At 36.3% G+C, this 22,589-nt stretch carries 19 protein-coding genes; 4 read left to right on the plus strand and 15 right to left on the minus strand.

The features are described from left to right. Nucleotides 1-199: 199 nt before the first annotated feature. The 3 genes from ACXX8U_RS12255 to uvrC all read right to left on the minus strand — a co-directional run bounded on the left by ACXX8U_RS12255 (nt 200) and on the right by uvrC (nt 5,699). Nucleotides 200-1,357 (minus strand): homogentisate 1,2-dioxygenase, encoded by a 1,158-nt coding sequence (locus ACXX8U_RS12255; RefSeq protein WP_458566083.1) that lies wholly within the window; start codon nt 1,355-1,357, stop codon nt 200-202. A gap of 183 nt (nt 1,358-1,540) precedes the next feature. Beyond that, the gene (locus ACXX8U_RS12260; RefSeq protein ID WP_458566084.1) at nt 1,541-3,895 is read right to left on the minus strand and encodes a patatin-like phospholipase family protein; all 2,355 of its coding nucleotides are present in this window, start codon (nt 3,893-3,895) and stop codon (nt 1,541-1,543) included. Between the two features lie 7 nt (nt 3,896-3,902). Beyond that, nucleotides 3,903-5,699 (minus strand): excinuclease ABC subunit UvrC, encoded by a 1,797-nt coding sequence (uvrC, locus tag ACXX8U_RS12265; RefSeq protein ID WP_458566085.1) that lies wholly within the window; start codon nt 5,697-5,699, stop codon nt 3,903-3,905. Between the two features lie 136 nt (nt 5,700-5,835). Between uvrC and ACXX8U_RS12270 the strand changes: the two genes are divergently transcribed. The 3 genes from ACXX8U_RS12270 to ACXX8U_RS12280 are packed head-to-tail and all read left to right on the plus strand — an operon-like array spanning nt 5,836 to nt 7,624. Beyond that, complete coding sequence (locus ACXX8U_RS12270; protein ID WP_458566086.1) at nt 5,836-6,813, plus strand: succinylglutamate desuccinylase/aspartoacylase family protein; 978 nt, start codon at nt 5,836-5,838, stop codon at nt 6,811-6,813. 9 nt (nt 6,814-6,822) lie between these two features. Further along, the gene (locus tag ACXX8U_RS12275; RefSeq protein WP_458566087.1) at nt 6,823-7,386 is read left to right on the plus strand and encodes a 5-formyltetrahydrofolate cyclo-ligase; all 564 of its coding nucleotides are present in this window, start codon (nt 6,823-6,825) and stop codon (nt 7,384-7,386) included. A 43-nt stretch (nt 7,387-7,429) separates the two neighbouring features. Further along, nucleotides 7,430-7,624, plus strand: a complete 195-nt coding sequence (locus ACXX8U_RS12280; protein WP_458566088.1) for a hypothetical protein — start codon at nt 7,430-7,432, stop codon at nt 7,622-7,624. A 58-nt stretch (nt 7,625-7,682) separates the two neighbouring features. Here ACXX8U_RS12280 and ACXX8U_RS12285 read toward each other — a convergent pair whose 3' ends face one another. From ACXX8U_RS12285 to gdhA, 11 genes are all read right to left on the minus strand, one after another. Continuing rightward, nucleotides 7,683-8,279, minus strand: a complete 597-nt coding sequence (locus tag ACXX8U_RS12285; RefSeq protein ID WP_166132772.1) for a lipoprotein signal peptidase — start codon at nt 8,277-8,279, stop codon at nt 7,683-7,685. A gap of 116 nt (nt 8,280-8,395) precedes the next feature. Further along, nucleotides 8,396-8,776 carry a TraR/DksA family transcriptional regulator gene (locus ACXX8U_RS12290; RefSeq protein ID WP_166132771.1) on the minus strand — a complete coding sequence of 127 codons (381 nt, stop codon included), beginning with the start codon at nt 8,774-8,776 and terminating at the stop codon, nt 8,396-8,398. A gap of 10 nt (nt 8,777-8,786) precedes the next feature. Further along, complete coding sequence (ileS, locus tag ACXX8U_RS12295; protein WP_458566089.1) at nt 8,787-12,206, minus strand: isoleucine--tRNA ligase; 3,420 nt, start codon at nt 12,204-12,206, stop codon at nt 8,787-8,789. A gap of 151 nt (nt 12,207-12,357) precedes the next feature. Then, on the minus strand, nt 12,358-12,765 hold the full coding sequence (locus tag ACXX8U_RS12300) for a hypothetical protein (protein ID WP_458566090.1): 408 nt from the start codon (nt 12,763-12,765) through the stop codon (nt 12,358-12,360). Nucleotides 12,766-13,207: 442 nt separating this feature from the next. Then, entirely contained in the window at nt 13,208-13,369 is a 162-nt protein-coding gene (locus ACXX8U_RS12305) for a hypothetical protein (RefSeq protein WP_458566091.1), read from the minus strand. Between the two features lie 94 nt (nt 13,370-13,463). After that, nucleotides 13,464-14,051, minus strand: a complete 588-nt coding sequence (locus tag ACXX8U_RS12310) for a hypothetical protein (RefSeq protein ID WP_458566092.1) — start codon at nt 14,049-14,051, stop codon at nt 13,464-13,466. A 219-nt stretch (nt 14,052-14,270) separates the two neighbouring features. Beyond that, the gene (locus ACXX8U_RS12315; RefSeq protein WP_458566093.1) at nt 14,271-14,729 is read right to left on the minus strand and encodes a hypothetical protein; all 459 of its coding nucleotides are present in this window, start codon (nt 14,727-14,729) and stop codon (nt 14,271-14,273) included. A gap of 234 nt (nt 14,730-14,963) precedes the next feature. Further along, the gene (locus tag ACXX8U_RS12320; RefSeq protein WP_458566094.1) at nt 14,964-15,347 is read right to left on the minus strand and encodes a hypothetical protein; all 384 of its coding nucleotides are present in this window, start codon (nt 15,345-15,347) and stop codon (nt 14,964-14,966) included. A gap of 291 nt (nt 15,348-15,638) precedes the next feature. After that, a complete protein-coding gene (gene recO, locus ACXX8U_RS12325; protein WP_458566095.1) occupies nt 15,639-16,352 on the minus strand; it encodes a DNA repair protein RecO in 714 nt (237 codons plus the stop codon). 74 nt (nt 16,353-16,426) lie between these two features. After that, complete coding sequence (gene porZ, locus ACXX8U_RS12330) at nt 16,427-18,715, minus strand: type IX secretion system anionic LPS delivery protein PorZ (protein WP_458566096.1); 2,289 nt, start codon at nt 18,713-18,715, stop codon at nt 16,427-16,429. Nucleotides 18,716-18,834: 119 nt separating this feature from the next. Further along, nucleotides 18,835-20,178 (minus strand): NADP-specific glutamate dehydrogenase, encoded by a 1,344-nt coding sequence (gdhA, locus tag ACXX8U_RS12335; RefSeq protein WP_458566097.1) that lies wholly within the window; start codon nt 20,176-20,178, stop codon nt 18,835-18,837. Nucleotides 20,179-20,455: 277 nt separating this feature from the next. On the opposite strand from gdhA, the gene ACXX8U_RS12340 reads away from it, so the two are divergent. After that, the gene (locus ACXX8U_RS12340) at nt 20,456-21,262 is read left to right on the plus strand and encodes a THC0290_0291 family protein (RefSeq protein WP_210788145.1); all 807 of its coding nucleotides are present in this window, start codon (nt 20,456-20,458) and stop codon (nt 21,260-21,262) included. 62 nt (nt 21,263-21,324) lie between these two features. On the opposite strand, the gene ACXX8U_RS12345 is transcribed toward ACXX8U_RS12340, so the two are convergent. Further along, nucleotides 21,325-22,527: a cystathionine gamma-synthase gene (locus tag ACXX8U_RS12345; RefSeq protein WP_458566408.1), complete on the minus strand. Its 1,203-nt coding sequence runs from the start codon at nt 22,525-22,527 to the stop codon at nt 21,325-21,327. Nucleotides 22,528-22,589 lie beyond the last annotated feature (62 nt).

The raw sequence follows: 22,589 nt of genomic DNA on the forward strand, positions 1-22,589 counted from the left end.
CGGGAATCTCATAAAAGAATTGATTTGTGATTTTGTTAAAATGGTTCTGAATGCTGTACCACTAGCCCTGATGGCAGCGGCATCCTTTTTCTGGCTTCTTTAGCCAGGAAAAGATATAGCGTACAGCAGGAAATAGCTCCTTCTTTCGACTAAGCTCAAGATGAAAATTATGATGTGATTGCTTCGTTCCTAGCAATGACTATTCAACCCACGATTTATAGTATTGACCATCGTCAAGACCCATAGCCTCCTCGGTAACCATCAGCGGTCGGAAAGTATCAACCATTACGGCTAATTCTTCGGTTCCGGTATGACCAATACTGCGCTCCATTGCTCCTGGCGCAGGACCGTGCGGAATACCTTTTGGGTGCAACGTGATATGACCTTGCTCGATGTTGTTGCGCGACATAAAATCGCCATCCACGTAGTACAAAACCTCGTCGCTATCAATATTACTGTGATTGTAAGGTGCAGGAATTGATTTTGGGTGGTAATCGTACAAACGCGGCACAAATGAGCACACTACAAAAGTGCTGGTCTCAAAGGTTTGATGCACCGGTGGCGGTTGGTGTACACGGCCTGTGATAGGCTCAAAATTATGGATGCTGAAACCGTATGGGAAATTGTAACCATCCCAACCAACTACATCAAAAGGATGCGTGGCATAAACAACTTCATGCAACATGCCTTCTTTTTTGATTTTGATTAAGAAATCTCCTTTTTCGTCATGCGTTTCTAATTCGTTTGGCAAAATAAAATCACGTTCGCAAAATGGTGAGTGCTCTAGGTGTTGTCCCGATTCGTTTTTATAACGCTTTGGGGTATAAAACGGAGCAAATGATTCTACATAAAACAAGCGATTATCCTCTGTGTCAAATTCGATTTGATAGATGATTCCGCGTGGAATAATCAAATAATCACCGTACTCAAAAGGAATGTTTCCTAACATTGTACGCAATTTTCCTTTTCCTTTATGGATGAAAATCATTTCATCAGCATCGGCATTTTTATAAAAATACTGTGTAAGTGATTTGCGTGGTGCCGCTAGACCGATGGTACAGTCTTTATTGACCAATAAGGCTTTGCGACTGTCTAAAAAATCGTCCTCAGGTTTTAGTTCAAAACCTTTTAAGAGTAATGATTTAATGTTTTTGCCGATGGCAATTTTTGGCTCTACTGAATACGAATTTAAAATTTCTTTTACTTGTGTAGGCCTGTGCACGTGGTAGGATAAGGACGAGTGTCCGTGAAAACCCTCTGTTCCAAATAGCTGTTCGTAATAAAAACCACCATTCGGTTTTTCGAACTGTGTGTGTCTTTTTTGAGGGAAAGTCCCTAATTTATGGTATAAAGGCATAATTTTTTGTTTTAAAAGTGCAACTAGATCAAGCTGAGAGGCTTTTCATTTTGTTATTCTAAATCAAAAAACAGTGCGCTACTCAGGATTTCTCTTGATTAAGAATTGTAGATACTCTAATAAACCTGTCCAATTTGTTTTCATTATCACAAATATCGTAATTATTTTGAAACTAAATTAAATTTAAAACAAAAAGCCTATGCTGAACCATGTAAATCCTTTGGGCAATTCAGGAGACCAAGTGTATTTCACTTCTATTGGCCCGATAATGGTTTCAAGTCCATAACCAACGGCGTATCCTGCATATTTAGGAATAGATACCCAGTTAGTCGATTCAAAAATTCGATCTCCAATATTAGCAAAATTAGCTGAGAAATTGACATGATTCTTTTTCAAGAATTCATAGTCAAAAGTTCCTGTTGATTTTATGTAACTATTACCCACCACACTCAAATAATCATACCCATATAAAAATTTAAAATTATTAACGGTGCTAAAGCCGTAGCCACCCAAAATAAAATTAAAAAATGAAATACTTTGTTTACCAAACGAAAAACCAGCATCGGTTTCGAACTTAAAAGTGGTTTTATTAAAGACCGGTGTAACAATAGAGAAATCACCTTTGGCAATGGAGAATGGTTGAAAATTTCCAGTATAATTGGAGGATGCAAAATACGTTTGTACATCACCCGAAAAAAACCAGCCTTTTTTGGGGAAATACTTATTATCGTATGAGTCGTATTTTAAGTAACCAAACAAACTGGTGTAAGTGCTATTATCAACTATTGGATCAACATTCGCCAAGGTTTCGGATTTGATTTTTAAGTATTGCAATTCAAGACCGCCACCAATTAAAAACTTTTGAACAAACAGCGACTGAAAATACAGTTGATTAATCAAATCAGAGTAATTAACATTTACCGTATTTATATTAGGATTAGAGCTGGCAATAGGACTAATTGCTGCAGCTACATTGCGGCTAAATTGTGTAAAAGTAGACTTAAAACCCAAACTTAAATTGAATCCATTTTCGATGTAATAATCAAAGTTATATCTGATGTTGTCTCCCAAAATCACATCAAGCGAGGCTACATCATTTTTTAAAAGCGCTTTTTTACGAGTTAGGTTGACCAAAACGCCACTTTTAAATAAATTGTCATAATGAAGCCCAAATTTCAAATAGGTCTTGGTAGGATTTTCTTTGAGGTTCAAACTCAAGTTTACTTTGTCACCCGCATTATTTAATGAATACGAGATACCGCTAAAATTTTGTGTCGCATTGATGTTGTTAATTCCACGAAGCAAACCGTCATAAGTTATTTTTGAATCGGGTTTAAAACGAAGTTTACTGCTTACATACTCTTTGGTGTAGTTCGTTAATTTTCCGTAATTGATTGACCCAATGTGCAGACTGTCAGTAAGCACATTCAACTTGGGCTTGTGATATACTTGACTTGAGGTAGCTAATTTTTTTATTTGTTCGTACACCCCAAAAGCAGCTTCTTCGCCTTTACGAATAATGTCTTTTCCTTTGTCGAATGATACTACACCGTATTGTGAAATATCCGGTTTGATGTAAACATCGGTATTGGCGATGTTTTTTTTCATGCGATCAATAGATTGCAGACTTGTAATTTGCACTAAGATTTTCGTAGCATCTTTGAGCTGAGTTCGATCAAGTAAACCATCTTGCACATCGACACCGATAATGATGTCGGCGCCCATTTTTCGAACTTCTTCTATGGGATAATTATTTACAACTCCACCATCAATTAATATTTTACCGCCAATTTCAACAGGTGAAAACAAGGAAGGAAAAGCCGAACTCGCAATCATGGCTTGCGCCAAATTGCCTTTGTTCAGTAATACCTCGTCACCAGTTTCGATATTGGTTGCAATACAAATAAATGGCGTTGGTAATTGATTAAAATCGCGAATGTGCCTTACATTACGGGTAACACGACTTAGCAAATTGTAATTGTACATTCCCTTTGACAAAGCCTCAGGAATCCCTATTTTGAATTTATTAAAAGGCAAAATAAGCGGATACAACTCGTCATTCCTGCGTTCGTAAAAGTTTTTTGAAGAGCGAGGAATAAAATCATTAATCAGCTCGTTAAAATTAGTGGTTTGAAAAATCGAATCGATTTGTGCCGCGTTATAACCCGAAGCATACAAACCTCCGATTACAGCGCCCATGCTAGTTCCGCCAATATAATCGATTTTTACGCCTGCTTCTTCTAATACTTTTAAAACTCCGATGTGTGCAAAACCCTTGGCGCCGCCGCCACTAAGTACCAAACCAATTTTAGGTTTTTTATTTTGTGCAAACGTGTAAGTGTTCCCGATAAAAAACGAGAAAAGCAGCAGTAGTAAAGTACTAGACCACGGAAAGCCCCAGATAGCAGTGTAAAGCCGCGATGACAAAAAAGCTATTTTTTCTTGCAAAGCAAGAGCGACGGTAGAAGCTCCTTGGTTTGCAGTAGAAAAAAAGCTTTTTTGCGGAGCGCTTGAAACGAATAGCTGGAATAGGCTCATAAGGAAACTACTTTGTGTTGTTGTAAAAGTCGGTAATTTTTTTGGCTTTTGATACTCCTACAACCTCAGAAATTTCTTTTTCGGTAGCCAATTTTAATCTTTTAACACTTTTAAAATGTTGTATCAATGTGAGCATGGTTTTTTCGCCAATGCCGGGAATACTTTCTATAGACGAATTTAGGGCGGCTTTGCTACGCTTATCGCGATGATGCGTGATTCCGAAACGGTGCGCCTCGTTGCGAAGTTGTTGAATAACTTTGAGCGTTTCGGACTTTTTATCAAGATATAAAGGCACTGAATCGCCAGGATAAAATAATTCTTCGAGTCTTTTAGCAATGCCGATGATGGCTATTTTACCACGCAAACCGAGATCATCAATACTTTTTAGCGCCGATGACAACTGCCCTTTTCCACCGTCAATAATAATTAGGTTGGGCAAAGGTTGGTTTTCATCCAAAAGGCGTTTGTAGCGTCGGTACACCACCTCTTCCATCGAAGCAAAGTCGTTGGGACCTTCGACCGTTTTGATATTAAAATGGCGGTAATCTTTTTTGCTAGGTTTTCCGTCTTTAAACACCACGCAAGCAGATACCGGATTGGTTCCTTGAATGTTGGAGTTATCAAAACACTCAATATGCCTAGGCTCTACGGGCAGGCGTAAATCTTTTTGCATTTGCGCCATGATGCGGTTGGTATGCCTGTCTGGATCTACAATTTGCAGTTGCTTAAGTTGCTCAATACGGTAAAACTTAGCGTTTCTAATTGACAAATCCAGAATTTGCTTCTTATCGCCCAATTGTGGGACTGTGATTTTTATGTTTTCGCCAAGATCTACGTGGAACGGCACAATTATTTCGCGAGACAGCAACTGGAAACGCTCTCTTAATTCGATGATAGCCAATTCGAGTAATTCTTCGTCGGTTTCGTCTAATTTCTTTTTAATCTCCATTGTGTGGGAACGAATGATGGAACCGTGCGAAATTTGTAAAAAATTGACAAATGCCGCCGCCTCATCAGACACGATAGAAAAAACATCAATATTGGTAATTTTTGGATTTACTACGGTAGAACGCGATTGGTAGTTTTCTAGGATCTCAATTTTTTCTTTGATTTTTTGAGCCTCTTCAAAGTGCATATCAGCCGCGAGATTTGTCATAACGCGTTTAAAATCCTTCATACTTTCTTTGAAATTTCCTTTTAAAATTTCGCGAATAGCATCTACTTGTTTTTGGTAATTCTCTATGGTTTCATGGCCTTCACATGGCCCCATACAATTGCCAATATGATACTCTAAACACACTTTAAATTTCCCACTTTCGATGTTGCTTTTGTTCAAATCGTAATTGCAGGTACGCAATGGATAGAGTTCTTTTATCAATTCTAAAATTGTCGAAACTGTTTTGAAACTGGTGTACGGACCAAAATATTCCGAGCCATCTTTCACCATCCTGCGAGTGGCAAATATGCGTGAAAAAGGTTCTTTTTTGATGCACAACCAAGGATAACTTTTATCATCACGCAGCAATACATTGTAGCGCGGTTGCAAGGTTTTGATTAAATTGTTTTCTAACAACAGGGCATCGGTCTCGGTAGGAACCACAATGTGTTTTATGGTTACAATTTTCTTAACCAGCACATTTGTTTTGGCCGCATCGTGCACTTTATTAAAATACGATGAAACGCGTTTTTTAAGATTCTTAGCTTTACCAACGTATAAAATTTTACCTTCCTTGTCGTAATATTGGTATACACCAGGATTGTCGGGCAAAGTCTGTATTTGAATGGCTAAAGCAGGTGGAGTCATGTAACAAATTTATTCTTCAAAATTACGAAATAGAAATCATTGTAGTTTATTTACAAGCTGCAAAATAATTCAAATAAAATGCGAGCTTAACTTATTATTATCCTTATTTTTATCTTTTCAAGAATTTGTATAAACAATGAATACACGCTCTATTACCCTTTTTGGCGAAAGTATTGCTCCCGGAGAAAATAAAACGATCAACGTTGAGATTGCGCGCCTACATACCACGACCAAACTCAATATACCTATTATTGTTCGCCGCTCTAAAATACCTGGGCCAGTAGTACTATTTTCTGCAGGAATTCACGGTGACGAAATTAACGGGGTTGAAATTGTGCGACAACTGATTCACAAAAAAATAAACAAACCCAAAATAGGAACCATTATTTGCATTCCCGTAATCAATGTGTATGGTTTTGTGAATAAATCACGTGAATTTCCGGATGGTCGCGACCTAAATCGGGTTTTTCCTGGAAGTAAATCAGGATCATTGGCCAGTCGCTTTGCGTTTCATATTCTGACTGAAATTTTGCCTTTGGTTCATTATGCCGTAGATTTTCATGCCGGTGGCGCTAGTAGGTTTAACGCTCCGCAAATACGTATTGCTCCCAACAATCCAGATCTAAAAATTCTTGCGGATGTGTTTGATGCACCCTTTACTTTATATTCCCGAAATATAACAGGATCGTTTAGAAGTTCAAGCGAAAAAATGAATGTAAAAATGCTGCTTTTTGAAGGTGGAAAATCTTTAGACATTAACAAAAGCATAGCTACAGAGGGTGTGAATGGCGCTATTCGATTACTTGCCTATTTGGATATGTTAAGTCCAAAACACCGCGTAATTCCACAAAAATCGCCTACCATTTATATTGACAAATCAGGATGGATTAGAGCTAAATGTTCTGGTCTCTTGCAAGATTTTGACACCGTAGGTACTTTTGTGAAAAAGGGAACTGTTTTGGCAACCATCACTGACCCTTATGGTAAATTTGAACGAAAAGTAAAAGCGCCAAACGACGGCTACATCATCAATGCCAATCACGCACCTATTGTGTACGAAGGTGATGCTATTTACCACTTATCCAATGTGGTTGCTGACGAAGAAGACGAATAAAATAAAACAATGAACAAAACTACCTTACGACAAAAATATAAAGCGCTTAGAAAACCACTTTCAGAGGAACAGCTGGAGGAAATGAGTCTTGCTATTGCCAACAAAGTATTGCAACTACCCATTTGGGAACGCACTTACTTTCATGTTTTTTTGCCTATTGCAGAGCAAAACGAAGTAAATACCGAATTTATTTTACACGCATTAGCGGGCAATGACAAGGAAATCATTGTTTCTAAAGCTGATTTTGAAACTCGTACAATGACGCATTTTCTGCTGACTGACAATACCAAAATAAAGAAAAACGAATACAATATTCCGGAGCCTGTTGACGGAATTGAAGTTCCTTCCCATAAAATTGATGTTGTTTTTGTTCCCCTTTTGGCTTACGACAAAAAAGGAAATCGCGTGGGATACGGAAAAGGCTTTTATGATAAATTCCTAGCGGAATGTAAACCTGATGTAATAAAAATTGGATTGTCATTTTTTGAACCTGAAGAAATTATTGAGGATGTTTTTGAAGGCGATGTAAAACTCAACTATTGCGTGACTCCCAATCAAGTACATTTGTTTTAGTTTTTAATGTCTACCTTAGCGAAAGATAAAATCTAAATCATTTATGAAAACATTTAAAAATTCAAGATTTGCTGTAAGTCTCATGGTTATTCTATTTGCAGTTTCATTTTCAAACTGTAGTATTCAAACCGGAACGAGCAGATCAACATATAAAGCTAAAACTCTTCCGCCAGGAAAAGCTAAAAAAATATATGGAGGAAAAAGCGCTAAACGTTATGCACCCGGACGAAATAAATAAAAAAAGACCTGTTCAAATTATGAACAGGTCTTTTTTTATGATTTGAACAGCTTTAATTCTAGCTGTTTTGAAATGCTTTTTTATTGAAGAAAATCAAGATTCCAACTCCTGTTGAAATGGCCATGTCAGCTACGTTAAAAATAGCATTGAAAAACGTAAATTCTTTACCTCCCCAAATTGGTAACCAACTAGGTAAATTACCATGCCAAATCGGAAAATAGAACATATCAACTACTTTACCGTGAAACCAAGTTCCGTAAGGTTGATCAGAAAATGCCGTAGCCAATTGTTGTTGACTGTCGTTAAAGACCACGCCGTAAAACACAGAATCTAAAATATTTCCAAATGCTCCCACTAAAATTAAAGCAATAGCAACGATTAAATAGTTGGAACTTTTTTTCTTAATCGAATCCCATAACCAATATCCAATACCAGCCACAGCTCCAATTCTAAAAAGTGTTAAGAATAATTTTCCGTACGCTCCTGGAATTCTAACGCCCCAAGCCATGCCTTCGTTTTCGATGAAAAGTATTTTGAACCATGAAAACACTTCAACTTCTTGACCTAATAGAAAATTAGTTTTGATATAAATTTTTGAAGCTTGATCAACTAGCAACAAGATAAAAATAAGTAAATAGGCTCTTTGTAATGACATTTTAAAAGTTTTATGCTGCCAAAAATAGGCAAAATCTAAAAATTAAATTCCAAATTCCAATAATTGATACAATTAGTGTTGGAATTTGGAATTAATAGTTTGTATTTCGTTTCGAACTAGCGCTGTAAATTTTTTGCTTCGATACTCATTGTAGCATGAGGAACAATCATCAATCGTTCTTTGCTGATCAATTTTCCAGTTACTTTACATACACCGTACGTTTTATTCTCAACACGGAAAAGTGCATTTTTCAGGTCACGAATAAATTTCTCTTGGCGAATAGCCAATTGTGAGTTCGCTTCTTTTGACATGGTTTCGCTGCCTTCTTCAAAAGCTTTGAAAGTAGGTGAAGTATCATCAGTACCGTTATTCAAATCGTTCATATAGGCACTTTTAATCAAATCCAAATCGTATTGCGCTTTCTCAATTTTTTTTAGAATCAAATCTTTGAACTCTGCTAAATCAGCGTCAGAGTATCGTGTTGCTTCATCTACCATGGTTTTTTTGTTATTTAGTAATTACTATTTTGGTTGTTATTTCGTCAAATTCAATAGCAGTTCCATTTTCCAAATTATCTTCAAAAAGAAGCACTTCAGTCAATGTCTCTGATTTTATGTATGCTTCATTATTTTGTACGGCCTCTTGCAAGGTTGTTTCTGTTTGCAAATACACTTTAATTTTATCGGTAACTTCAAATCCAGAATCTTTACGAATGTTTTGAATTCTGTTTACCAATTCTCTCGCAATTCCTTCTTGCTTCAACTCTGGCGAAATCGTGATGTCAAGCGCCACTGTAATTCCGTTCGCATTTGCAACCAACCAGCCTTCGATATCTTGGGAAGTAATCTCCACATCTTCTAAGGTTAAAGTTACGGTATTTCCTGCAATTACAATATCAAGACTTCCTTCTCTATCCAATTGTGCAATTTGCTCTTTAGAAAACCCTTGTATCTCTTTGGAAATCAACCCCATATCTTTACCAAAACGCGGTCCGAGCGCCTTGAAATTCGGTTTAATTTGCTTTACCAAAACTCCAGAAGCATCATCCAAAAGCACGATTTCTTTTACGTTTACCTCTGCTTTTATCAGGTCAGAAACAGCTTCGATTTCGGCTCTTTGTGCCTCGTCAAGTACCGGAATCATTACCTTTTGCAATGGTTGACGCACTTTAATCATTTCCTTTTTACGGAGTGATAATACCAATGATGAAATGGTTTGTGCTTTCTGCATTTTGCTCTCCAACGATTTATTAACATAGTTGTCAACCGCTACCGGGAACTCCGCCAAATGTACACTGTCAAACTTTTCTGTCTGTGTTGCTTGTGTTAAATCTCTGTAAAGTTTGTCCATAAAGAACGGTGCAATTGGCGCACTTAACTTACTTACGGCCAACAAACAGCTGTATAAGGTTTGGTATGCAGCAATTTTATCTTGCGCATACTCGCCTTTCCAAAAACGTCTTCTGCACAAACGAACGTACCAGTTACTCAGGTTTTCTTGAACAAATTCTGATATAGCTCGCGCTGCTTTTGTAGGCTCATAATCAGCATAAAAACCATCTACTTCTTTTATCAAAGTATTCAGTTCAGAAATGATCCATTGGTCAATTTCAGGTCTTTCTTGTACCGGAATCTCGGCTTCTTCAAAAGTAAATCCATCGATATTGGCATACAAACTAAAGAAAGAATACGTGTTGTATAAAGTTCCGAAGAATTTTCTACGTACCTCAGCAATTCCCTCAAGGTCAAATTTCAAGTTATCCCAAGGGTTAGCATTTGAGATCATGTACCAACGTGTAGCATCCGGTCCGTACTCTTTTAAAGTATCAAAAGGATCTGCAGCATTACCCAAACGCTTGGACATTTTTTGTCCGTTTTTGTCTAAAACCAATCCGTTTGACACTACATTTTTATAGGCTACTTTATCAAAAACCAAAGTACCAATAGCGTGTAAGGTATAAAACCATCCACGGGTTTGATCGACACCTTCAGCAATAAAATCAGCTGGAAAATCTTGGTTTTGATCTATTTTTTCTTTGTTTTCAAAAGGATAATGCCATTGTGCATACGGCATTGAACCTGAGTCGAACCAAACATCAATTAAGTCGGTTTCGCGTGTCATTGGCTTGCCCGATGCAGACACCAAAGTAATTTCATCGACTACATTTTTATGTAAATCAATCAAATCATAATTTTCTTCGCTCATGTTTCCGATTTCAAAACCTTTAAAAGGATTTTCTTTTTGAAAACCAGCAGCGATTGATTTTTCTATTTCGTTGTACAGTTCTTCAACCGAACCAATTAAAATTTCCTCTTGCTTGTCATCTGTTCTCCAAATTGGCAATGGAATTCCCCAATATCTAGAACGAGATAAATTCCAGTCGTTAGCATTTTTCAACCAGTTTCCAAAACGGCCTTCACCAGTTGCTTTTGGCTTCCAGTTGATGGTTTCGTTCAGGTCGAACATTCTGTCTTTAACCTCTGATATTTTGATGAACCAAGAATCTAAAGGATAATACAAAATAGGCTTGTCAGTTCTCCAACAATGTGGGTAACTGTGTACGTATTTCTCAACTTTAAAGGCTTTGTTTTCTTCTTTTAATTGAATCGCAATTTCAACATCTACTGAACGCTCCGGTGCCTCGCCTTCGTTGTAGTATTCGTTTTTTACATATTTGCCCGAAAGTGCTCCAAGACCTTGAACAAAACGTCCTTGCAAATCTACTAATGGAACCGGAATTCCGTTTTCGTCTAGCACCAACATTGGCGGAATTTCAGGTGAAGCCTCTTTGGCCACCTTAGCATCATCTGCACCAAAAGTTGGAGAGGTATGTACAATTCCTGTACCATCTTCGGTAGTAACAAAATCACCTGTAATTACTCTAAACGCATTTTCAGGGTTTTGGTACGGCAATACCAACTCCATTAATTGTTCGTATTCAATGTTAACTAAATCAGCTCCTTTACAAGCTGCAGTCACATAAAATGGTATTTTTTTATCTTCTTCTTTGTAATTCAATAATTCGCTTACTTCAGTTACCTCAGTAAATTTTCCAGCAAATTGTTTTGCCACCAATGCCTTTGCTAAAATTACATTGACAGGTTTAAAAGTATATTGATTGTAGGTACTCACCAAAACATAATCAATTTTTGGTCCTACGGTAAGTGCAGTGTTACTTGGCAAAGTCCACGGTGTGGTGGTCCAAGCCAAAAAGAAAGTATCCTCAAAAATATGACCTATCTCAAAAATACGTTGCAATTGAGGTAAGTTGTCTTCTTTTACTTTGAATTGTGCTACCACAGTAGTATCCGTAACATCACGGTAACTTCCGGGTTGGTTTACCTCATGCGATGACAAACCTGTTCCTGCTTTTGGAGAATACGGCTGAATGGTGTAGCCTTTATACATTAAATCCTTGTTGTAGATTTGTTTTAAAATCCACCAAACAGTTTCCATATACTTGGATTTGTAGGTTACATAAGGATCTTCCATATCAACCCAGTAGCCCATTTTTTCGGTCAAATCGTTCCACACATCCGTGTAGCGCATCACTGTTCTTTTACACGCTTCGTTGTATTCTTCGATCGAAATGGTTTTTCCGATATCTTCTTTGGTAATTCCGAGTTCTTTTTCAGTTCCAAGTTCAACCGGTAAACCGTGCGTATCCCAGCCGGCTTTACGTTTTACTTGAAATCCTTTTTGAGTTTTATAACGGCAAAAAATATCTTTAATGGCGCGTGCCATTACGTGATGAATTCCTGGTAATCCGTTTGCAGATGGCGGTCCTTCAAAAAACACGAATGGTTGATTGCCTTCGCGTGTAGAAACGCTCTTTTCAAATATATTTTCTTTTTTCCAAAAATCAAGTACTTCTGATGCTACTGTTGGTAAGTCAAGTCCTTTGTATTCAGTAAATTTTGTGCTCATTTTATCCTTTTCTTTAATCGAAATGCGAAAGTAGTAAATTAAAGTTGAAAGTTGAAAGGCGTAGGTCGAAAGTTACATGCTGGGACAAAACTGAATCTCGACTGCGCACGATTTGACAAAGTTGCTAATTTTTGAATACACAAATTTAAAATCAGCGCAAACTGATGTCTTGATCTTTACTTGACTTTCTTTTTTCGCGTAATATGACAACAATAACTGCGACGGTGCTACCAAAAATACTAGCACATAAATCAAGTACAGCTGCTGTTTGAGTTGGGATGAACAATTGAATAAATTCAGCACAAAAAAGAACAACATTCACACAAACCCACGTTAACAATGGTTTTGAGCTAGTCACATAAATCTGCCAGAAGACCAAAGTTACTCCTGCAAATAAATTTGGTGCAAAACCTAAAAATGTATTGATAGCAATACTTTCTGTATCTATTAAGTTTCTTATAACTCCTTTGAATAAAAGCCAAATCACAAAAAATAGCAACGCCAATTTTAGATAAACTCTATCTTCGTTTATGTTGAAGTATTTTAAAAATTCTTTCAAATTATTCTTATTATTAAAAAAACTATTGGTAATGGCAAGGATTGCTAATCTGGACTAATTGGGTTTCTCATTAAAAATAGCAGATGATATTGAAAAAGTAATCAAGAACATTATAGATTGAATTATTAAAACAGGAATTAAGTAATCCGATGCAGCATAACGATAAGCGAAACTAATAATCGTTACAGGAAAAGTTAAGATTAAAGCATACAAAGACCATTCTCCATAAAATAAATCACTACCTGAAATCGAACAAACAGATAATGTTCCTATTCCAACATAAATTATCGAAAATATAAATGCCTTTTTTCTCCTTTCAAGGAATAATTTGAGGTTTTCCACAGTTTAATTTATTTCAATGATAATTTTGGTTTTCCACCAAAAGCCTTCCTTTTTTTTATTTAGTAAAGTATTTATGGTGCTTTGAGTTTTATAATCTGTTTTAAATTTCAATAGTTTTTATTGAATTTGACATTTCTTCGATTTCTTCATACTTCCAAGTTCCTTTTCTAAAATAAACAGTATCATTTTGGTTTAAATTAAAAATAATTGAATTTTTAGAAATTTCACTCAATTGATAATTTGGGATTAACCCATCAATCATTACAAATTAAGAAAGCAAATCTCGACTGCGTTCGGTTGGACAAAGTAGCTAATACTTGTGGTTACGAATTGAAAAATCGCGCTAGCGAGTTACATCACCCTATTGTTCCATCATCAATTCCTCCTTTTTTAATCCATTTTCCATTCTCTTTAACCATAATTAGAATACCACTTGATCCAGTCTTATTCTTAAGGTAGGTTGCATGAATAATTGCTTTTTTTTGGTCTTTTGTAAAAAGAGGTTCTGAAAAAATTACTTTTGGTATAGAGTCCTCAATCTTTTTACTTTCTTGTAATAAAATAAGTTTTACTTTACTATTTTTTAGATCAGATTCTTCCCATTCGTTAATAGTCCAAGATTTGTACTTTTGATTCATTTCATCAAGTTCAATTTTTGAAATGAGTCCATCTATCTCTTTTAAAAATACATTGTAAGCAATATTGTTTTCTTTTTCTGCTGGACTTTTTTTCATTATGCCATAGGCATATGCTCTATAATAAGGATTTAAAACATTAATAGGATGAAAGGAACTGTTATTGAAGTAGGTTTCTTTAATTAAATAAACTGATTCATAATCGTCTAAAAGAACATTGATTATTTTTTGAGTATCACTATTTGTTTGACTTTTGCAAGAGAAGCAGATCAAAAATACAAATAGTTTTAAAAAAATATTATTTCGCATAATTCTCATTCATTTGATTTTTTCAGTGAAAAAATGTTCTTTAGCGGCTCTTGAATTTGGATTCTATAGTAAGCCCATTTTTTAAACTTATTAATTAATTTTTAGCAAAAACAAGGTAAATCCTAACTGCACTCGATTGGACAAAGTAGCTACTACTTGGGGCACAGATTGTAAATTCGCGAAAATGGGATTCAAATCCGCGGTGGCGGGCCGATACCTTTAAGCGTTTATTAATGGATAAATTGTCTTTAGCTTTTTTATATTTAACTCTTTAAAATACACTTCTAATATTTTATCAATTTTTGTAGAGTAAAAACAACTTATAAACAGAACTTTCTTGTCTGTTGTTTTGATTTCGGCATAGTAATAATCTTCAAAAGGAAAGTTTCCAGTAGAACTATTTAAGAATCTGTTAGGCGTCATAAAAAATGTTATTTCTTTTATGTTAGCTCTTGATATAAACTCCTCTTCATTTTTAACAATCTTTGTAATTCCGGTTTCATCAATTTTATAAATAATTCCTTTGCTGTTGACATAATGGTTCAAATGAATGATACCTACGGGAATTAAAAATAAAATTAAATATGGTAATGAGAATATTAAAATCGCTCTTTTTTCGAATGGTATTTCGGCGTATGCTAACAAGCCAATATAAGATGAAGTTATCATTAGTAACAAAGACAATAATTTAAATTGATTCCATAATGTTATCTGTAGGATCATATTTTTCTCTTAGATTTTTTCTATTTTCTGTAAAGCTGCGACACCATATGTTGTTTCGGATAAAACTAATCCCTGTTTACGGATTTGTTAAATCTATCTAATACAAAACAATCTTCCCAATAAGCCAATTGCTCAACTCTGTTGCACTAGATGTTATGAAAAGGCTTTATGACTATAAAAGCCAATAAATTATGGTTTAACTTCTGTTATAGAGAAACCTGCTTTTAATATTGTCACTGTGTCGATAATTCTTTGAGAATAAATTCCTCTAACTATTTCAGGAGAGTCTTTTAAATATTTCAATTTAAAAAACTCTCCAATATTCTCTTTCGAAATATTTGTATGACCACTACCACTTTCGCTAGAATTGTATTTTTTACCGTTTATATAGTATGAAACGTGAATATAATTTCTTTTTGGAAATTCTTGTATGCTATCAATTTTGCCGATTGTCACTAAACCATGTTCCTTTAAATCTTTTTCAAATTTTAAACTTACAAATTGACCATATATAATAAATATAGCAATGGATCCAAAAAACAATAACTTAAAAAAATTTGATTTCTGTTTCATAATTTATTTCAATCTATAAATTCTCATTAAAGTTCGACGCTTTCCCATAACTCACATATAAACACAACTCCATTTCAAATGTACATCTAAAACAAGTTGCCCTATCTTACAATCAGCAGCATTTCTTTCAGCTAATATATAAATAAATCTTACAAAATTTGCGCTTATGTGTCAATTATCGTGAGGTTTCGCGTGAAGGATGGAAGCGGCATCCTTTTATGGAGTTTACGGAATAAAAGATACAGCGCACAGCCTGACCCGGAGTTTTTACGCAGGGGCACGCCCAATATTTTAGGAGAAAACTTCTTTTAAAACATCTAGTGATTTTGGTTTTCTGAATCCGTGGAGGTGGATGCTGTAATAGTCAATCAAGATGCGGAGTAATATTTGGCGTTCGATGACATGAAAGACTTTTTGACTGTTGTCGAATTTTAAATCGAGTAGTTTTTTGAACAAATTGGTTTCGTGCTCCGTGAGTGAACTGATGGCGTGAAAGGGTGTGAAGATGCCTTCGTTCATTTCGAAAAAAGCCATATCAACATCTGAAGTATCTGGGTAAAAACCAAAGTATTTGGTAGTTTCTAATAATAAAATTAAATGGAAATTCGCAATCTCGTCATGATTGTCTAGCCAGTGCAAGGCAGTTTCTAGGAACGTAAAAAGAGCTTCGTTTTCTTCCTCTTCGTGAATGGAATGGTGCAGCATCTCGGAAATAAACATGGCCATTGTGCTCTTGTAAATATCCGAATGTATGGAGTGAAAAGCCGTGCCAATTTTTATCTCTTTGAAATTTTCTAAGGTGCCTTTGTTTTTGTGAACGGCTTCTATTTCGAGTATCGTTAAGGGTTGAAAATATGCAATTTTTTGATTGGCTTTTCGACTCGAAAAAGCATCGCGCACAAAGTAGGATTTGAGTCCATGCGAAAGTGTAAAACATTTTACGATCAAGCTTTTTTCTTGAAATTTTAAAGAGGAAAGCACGATAGCTCTGGTTTTGACTTGCACGGTTTTAGATTAAGGATTAAAAGATTGAAAAATTGAAGGATTGAAAGATTAAAAGATTTAATTTTCGCGACGAATTATCTAATAATCATTACTTTTTTCACTTTGGTTTCGGCTCCGTCTGGCGCTGCAATAAATATTAAATATACGCCAGAGGCTACTTTGTATTTCCCAAACGCAGTGGTATCCCACTCGATAGTACCGCCTTGTGCAATGGTTTCGTGCACCAAATTCCCAGCCACATCAGTGATTTTTACCGAAGCGCGATCAATAAGTCCAGCTACTTTTACAGTACCGGTAAACTCAGGTCGCACTGGATTTGGGTACACGTAAGCATTACTCAAATCATCAGCCGCACCGGTAGCAGTGCCTTTGAACGAAATCATGCCTTTGCTTGTGGCTATAAATACTTCGCCTGTGGTAGCGTTGATACCAATATCATTGATGGTATTGCTTGGCAGCGGCGAATTGTTAATAGTAAAATGATATTTGGTTTCTTGACCGTTGGGAGATACTAAAAACAAACCCGAATCGGCAGTGCCAATCCATTTGTTATTGGCGCCATCAACAGCTATGGCTGTGATGAATTGCTCAAACAATAACTCTTGGGCCAAATTATCTTCTTCAATTATAATCGGATTAGCTTTAATTTGTTCCTCATCCTGAAAGGCACCAAGGTTAGAAACAACTCGCAAACCCTTGGCAGTACCAATCCACAATTGATTGCGATTGTCAATAACTGCCGTTCGAACATTAGCAACCGGTAAATTACCTGTATCTGCTCCGCTAGTAATTTTTTTAAATTTTAATGGGTTTTCGCTAAAGCCAATCACACCATCACCACTGGTAGGCAACCATTTTACACTGTTGCGATCAATGGCAATGTTTGCAAAATTATTTTCTTGAGGAGCCGATAAAATACTTCTCATATCAAAGCTTTGCCATTGCCCGTTGGGGCGTAGTACTTTGATTCCGTTATTGATTCGGCTGTTGGTTACCCATAAATTTCCAGTTTTATCAAATGCGGTTCCGTTGATTCGGATATCAATATAATTGGGTCCGCCAAAAGTAAGCGACTCCAAGCCGCTATTGGTTTGATTGAACAAAACGGTAGGGACTTCTTTTACTATTTTTAATAATCCTGAGAAAAACGAACTAGCATAAACCTCGTCTTCATTGGCTGGATTAACGATAATTTTTGTCATGGATTGCGCTCCTAAAACTCGGTCGTAAGGAATGTTGTTCCATCCCTCTGAATTGTATTTACTAATCCCAAAACTATCTAATGGATACGGGTTGTAATCAGCGGCATAATCGCCATAAACAGTCCACACCGAAGATGGCGTAACTTGCATTGAGAAAATATTATTTCGAGACGGACCAATTGGAGTTGTGTTTTCAAAATTTCCGCCTGCCGTTATCAAAGTACGGTACAAACCATTCGCTGTGGTCCCGATATAAACTTGATTGTTGAGTATCGTTGCACATGTAAAAGAACTCTGAATATCTGGAATTTGATTGCTATTAATTTGACGAATCATCACCATTTGACTGTTGTAAATACTTACTGAATTAGCAGTTGTAAACACCAAATACTCCGCAAGAGCGCGCATATTGACAGCCGCAGCGGGAAGTTGAGCAAAAGATGTAAATGAACTTGTTGCGGCGTTGTATCTCTGAATATTTCCTGAAGACGAAACGGCATACAAATCAGCACCAAACGCGGCAACTCCTACCCACAAACTTGCTGCTCTAGTTTGCCATTGTTGAAAGTCGTTTAAATTAGGATTGTTAATGGCTGCGCTGCGAACTCCTACAGCGGTAGCAGCATAAATAAATCCGTTATGAACTGTGGTTTGATTAATGGCAATCTCGGCACCATTATCTCCAATAAAATAAGTATCTCCAAACTGAAGCGTTGTTAAATTAAATTGAACAATCCCAAAATTACAGGCTACATAAACAATTCCTTGGTGTTCAAAAAAGTGATTTATTTTTTTGAGATTAGGAGCCAGCTGTTTGTTAATGATGTCTACAAGATTCAACTTACTTCCATCGGCATCGTTCACTACAATTAACAAACCGTTTTCATAGCCAATTAAGGTTTTGTTTGCTGTTTTACTGTACAACAAAGCCGAAATCGTTTGACCCGAAAGACCGTCAATTGTGGTAGTTGTTTTTATTTCGTTACTAACTGCGTTTCTGGCAAATAAAGCATTCTCAGAAGCCGCAATTACAGCCGAATTTGTTTCGGTGATAGCATTGATTTGCGAGTACGAAAAATATCCCTGCCACGACAAGTTATTTTGAGCAAAAGTAGCCCAGCTTACAAGGACGAAAAGAATGGTAAAAATTTGTTTTTTCATAAGTAACGCGCCTAAGGCTTACAAATATAAAACAAACGAAACTCTTATAATTTTGTTGCCAAAAAAAAATGCCTTTTATCGCAATGATAAAAGGCATTTTAATATTAGGTTGTAACAATTTATACTACCCCTTGAGCAAGCATAGCATCGGCTACTTTTACAAATCCTGCAATGTTAGCTCCTTTTACGTAGTTAACATAACCGTCTGCATCAGTTCCGTATTGTTTACATTGATTGTGAATACCAACCATGATTTCTTTTAATCTACTGTCAACTTCTTCACTTGTCCAGTTCAAACGAATAGAGTTTTGAGTCATCTCTAATCCAGATGCTGCTACACCACCCGCATTTGCCGCTTTTCCTGGTGCAAAAAGAACTTTCGCGTTCAAGAATTCTTTGATAGCCTCTAAAGTACATGGCATGTTTGCTGCTTCGGTAACGCAAATTACACCATTAGCAATCAATTTTTTAGCATCTTCTTCATTCAATTCGTTTTGAGTTGCACAAGGAATAGCCACATCAACTTTTACTTCCCAAACACTTTTCCCTTTGTGGAATTCTGCATTTGGATATTTTTCAAGGTAAGCTTCGGCTCTGTTATCACCTCTTGCTCTCATTTCAAGCATGAAATCAATTTTGTCTCCAGAAATACCTTCTGCATCATAAATATATCCATCAGGACCAGAAATAGTAACTACTTTTCCGCCTAAATCGTTCACTTTTAGCGCTACACCCCAAGCTACGTTTCCGAAACCTGAAATAGAAACCGTTTTACCTGCGATGTGTTGCCCAATAGTGTTCAACATTTGCTCAGCAAAATACACCACACCATATCCAGTTGCTTCTGGTCTGATCAAAGATCCTCCGTAAGCCAATCCTTTACCAGTTAAAACACCTGTAAACTCGTTGCGGATTCTTTTGTATTGACCAAATAAATAACCAATTTCTCTGGCTCCTACACCAATATCACCTGCTGGAACGTCCAACTGTGGCCCAATGTGTCTGCACAATTCTGTCATAAACGATTGGCAAAAACGCATTACTTCAGCATCTGATTTACCTTGTGGATCAAAATCAGAACCTCCTTTACCACCACCCATTGGTAATGTTGTTAAACTGTTTTTGAAAACTTGTTCGAAAGCCAAGAATTTCAAAACTGATAAGTTTACTGAATGATGAAAACGGATTCCTCCTTTGTATGGTCCAATTGCAGAGTTCATTTGAATTCTGAATCCTCTGTTTACTTGAATTTCTCCAGCATCATCAACCCATGGAACGCGGAAAATAATAGAGCGTTCTGGTTCAGCAATTCTTAAAAGTAGGTTCTTACCATCGTATTTTTTTTGCTCTGCAATAAATGGAATTACAGTCTCTGCAAACTCCCTAACAGCTTGAATAAATTCAGGTTCATTTGGATTTTTGGCCTCTACTTGAGCCATAAAATCATTTATTTTTAGTAACATAGATTTAATGTGATTAATTAAGAAAACGATTTCGTTATAATTTACAAAGATACATCTTATAAAAATATCCAAACTTAGTTTTTTTATTTTATCTTCCGAATTATCTTTTTTTTAACCTTCTATAAAAATTTGCATTTAGGACTTCTCCATTTAATCCAAATCACTGCAACTTTCGTAACTAAATACTAAATTATCTGCTTTTTTTTAATTTTAAATTATTTTTATAAATGAGCTATGTTTTTATATATTTGTCATGATTTGAAAATATCACTTCCTAATGATCAAAAAACTGCTACCACTTCTAGGAATATTACTTGGATTTTCCGTAAATTCCAACGCACAATTTGGCGGATTTTCACACGAGGTGGGAGTTATTGCTGGTCCAGTTGCTTTTCAATCTGACTACGGTGAGCGTTATGATTTTTCAACTAATGCAGGTAATACTGGAATTGGAATTGGACTTATACACTATCTCAATTTTTCATACAAAGCAGATTGTAATTGCTACACTCCTGAAACTTATTTTAACGATCACTTCAAATTAAGATCTGAATTATCGTTCAACAAAACCAATTTGAAGCATTTTGGTCAATACGTTGATCCAAGCATTACCTCACTCGGAGCACAGCAATTAAGAGCCATGGAAGGAAGTACTGCTGTGACAAATTTAGGAATGCAATTGGAGTTTTTCCCTTGGAGTATTCGTGATTTCTCTGCAAGAGATGGAAGTTTTGGTCCTTTTGTGAGTTTGGGTGGACAGTTTAGTTATTACAACGCCGAAGCATCGTCATCATTAGGAGCACTTGGAACACCTCTAACTACCTTTCCTAAGTACCTTACTCCATCTGAAGGAAGGCCGTATGGTTTTTCTACAGAAAGTGGAACGGTTTGGTCTGTAGTTACCAGTGTGGGAACACGTTATAAACTGAGCCCATTGCGCGATTTAATGGTTGATTTGCGCTTTCAATATTACTTTTCGAATTGGGTCGATGGCTTAAATCCTAACCCAGCTATTTATAAAGAAAACAAAGCAAACGATTGGTTGGTTTGGTTCAACGTCGGATACATTTATTACTTGGATTAATTACACTTTGATTTAAAAAAAGAAACCCCAACACTCAGCAGTTTTGGGGTTTCTTTTTGGAATTATGCGAGTGCTTGCTTTAAATCGTCGATTAAATCATCAGCATCTTCAATACCTACGCTTAATCGCACTAAATCATCGGTGATTCCTATTTCTTTTCGTTTGTCTTCTGGGATAGAAGCGTGTGTCATCAAAGCAGGATGATTCGCTAAAGACTCAACGCCACCAAGAGATTCAGCCAAAGTAAACACCTTCACTTTTTCAAGAAAGTCAATGGCATCCTCTTTTTTACCAGATACAAATGTAAAAGAGACCATTCCGCCAAAACCGCTCATTTGTTTTTTAGCAATTTCGTGAAACGGGTGACTTGGCAATCCTGGGTAATAAACGGTTTTAATTTTAGGATGATTACTCAAAAACTCCACCACTTTTGCACCATTTTCACAATGTCTTTGTACACGCAAATGCAAAGTTTTAATTCCTCGAAGCACTAAAAAACTATCCATTGGCCCTAGCGTAGCGCCGGTTGCAAATTGTTGAAAATGCAACTGTGCTCCAAGAGCGTCATCTTTTACAATTAAAGCTCCCGCAATTACATCTGAGTGACCACCTAAATATTTGGTTGCTGAGTGCATTACGATATCAGCTCCTAAGTCTAATGGTTTTTGCAAATACGGCGTTGCAAAAGTGTTATCAACTGCAAAAAGTATGTTGTGTTCCTTAGTGATTTTTGCAATTTCTTGAATATCGGCTAATTTCATCAACGGATTGGTAGGAGTTTCAACCCAAACCATTTTTGTGTTTTCATTGATTAACGACTTGAATTTATCCAAGTCATTCATATCTACAAAATGGAATTTTATTCCAGAATCCTTGTATACACGTGTGAACATGCGGTACGTACCGCCGTACAAATCATCCATTGCAATGATTTCATCACCTGCTTTAAACGAACGCAATACGCAATCTGTAGCTGCTAATCCTGATGAAAAAGCCAATCCACGAGTTCCGTTTTCGATACTTGCCAATGCATTTTCAAGTGCTGAACGTGTAGGATTTGCGGCTCTACTGTACTCATAATCTGGATTTAACGGCTGCCCCGGACTAGTTTGTACAAAGGTAGAAGTTTGGTATACAGGCGGCATTACCGCTCCAGTGCTAGGATCATGGTGTTGCCCACCATGAATTGCTTTAGTATTGAATTTCATATGTCTTAATTTATTGTTTTTTAAAAATGATATTTGATGCGACCAATTGAAAGTCATGCTCATCTCCTATCGTTTGATTTTATTACCTAAAAGTTTCACAAATTTACCCTTTAATTTAT

It is taken from the genome of Flavobacterium sp. GNP001 (assembly GCF_054343775.1).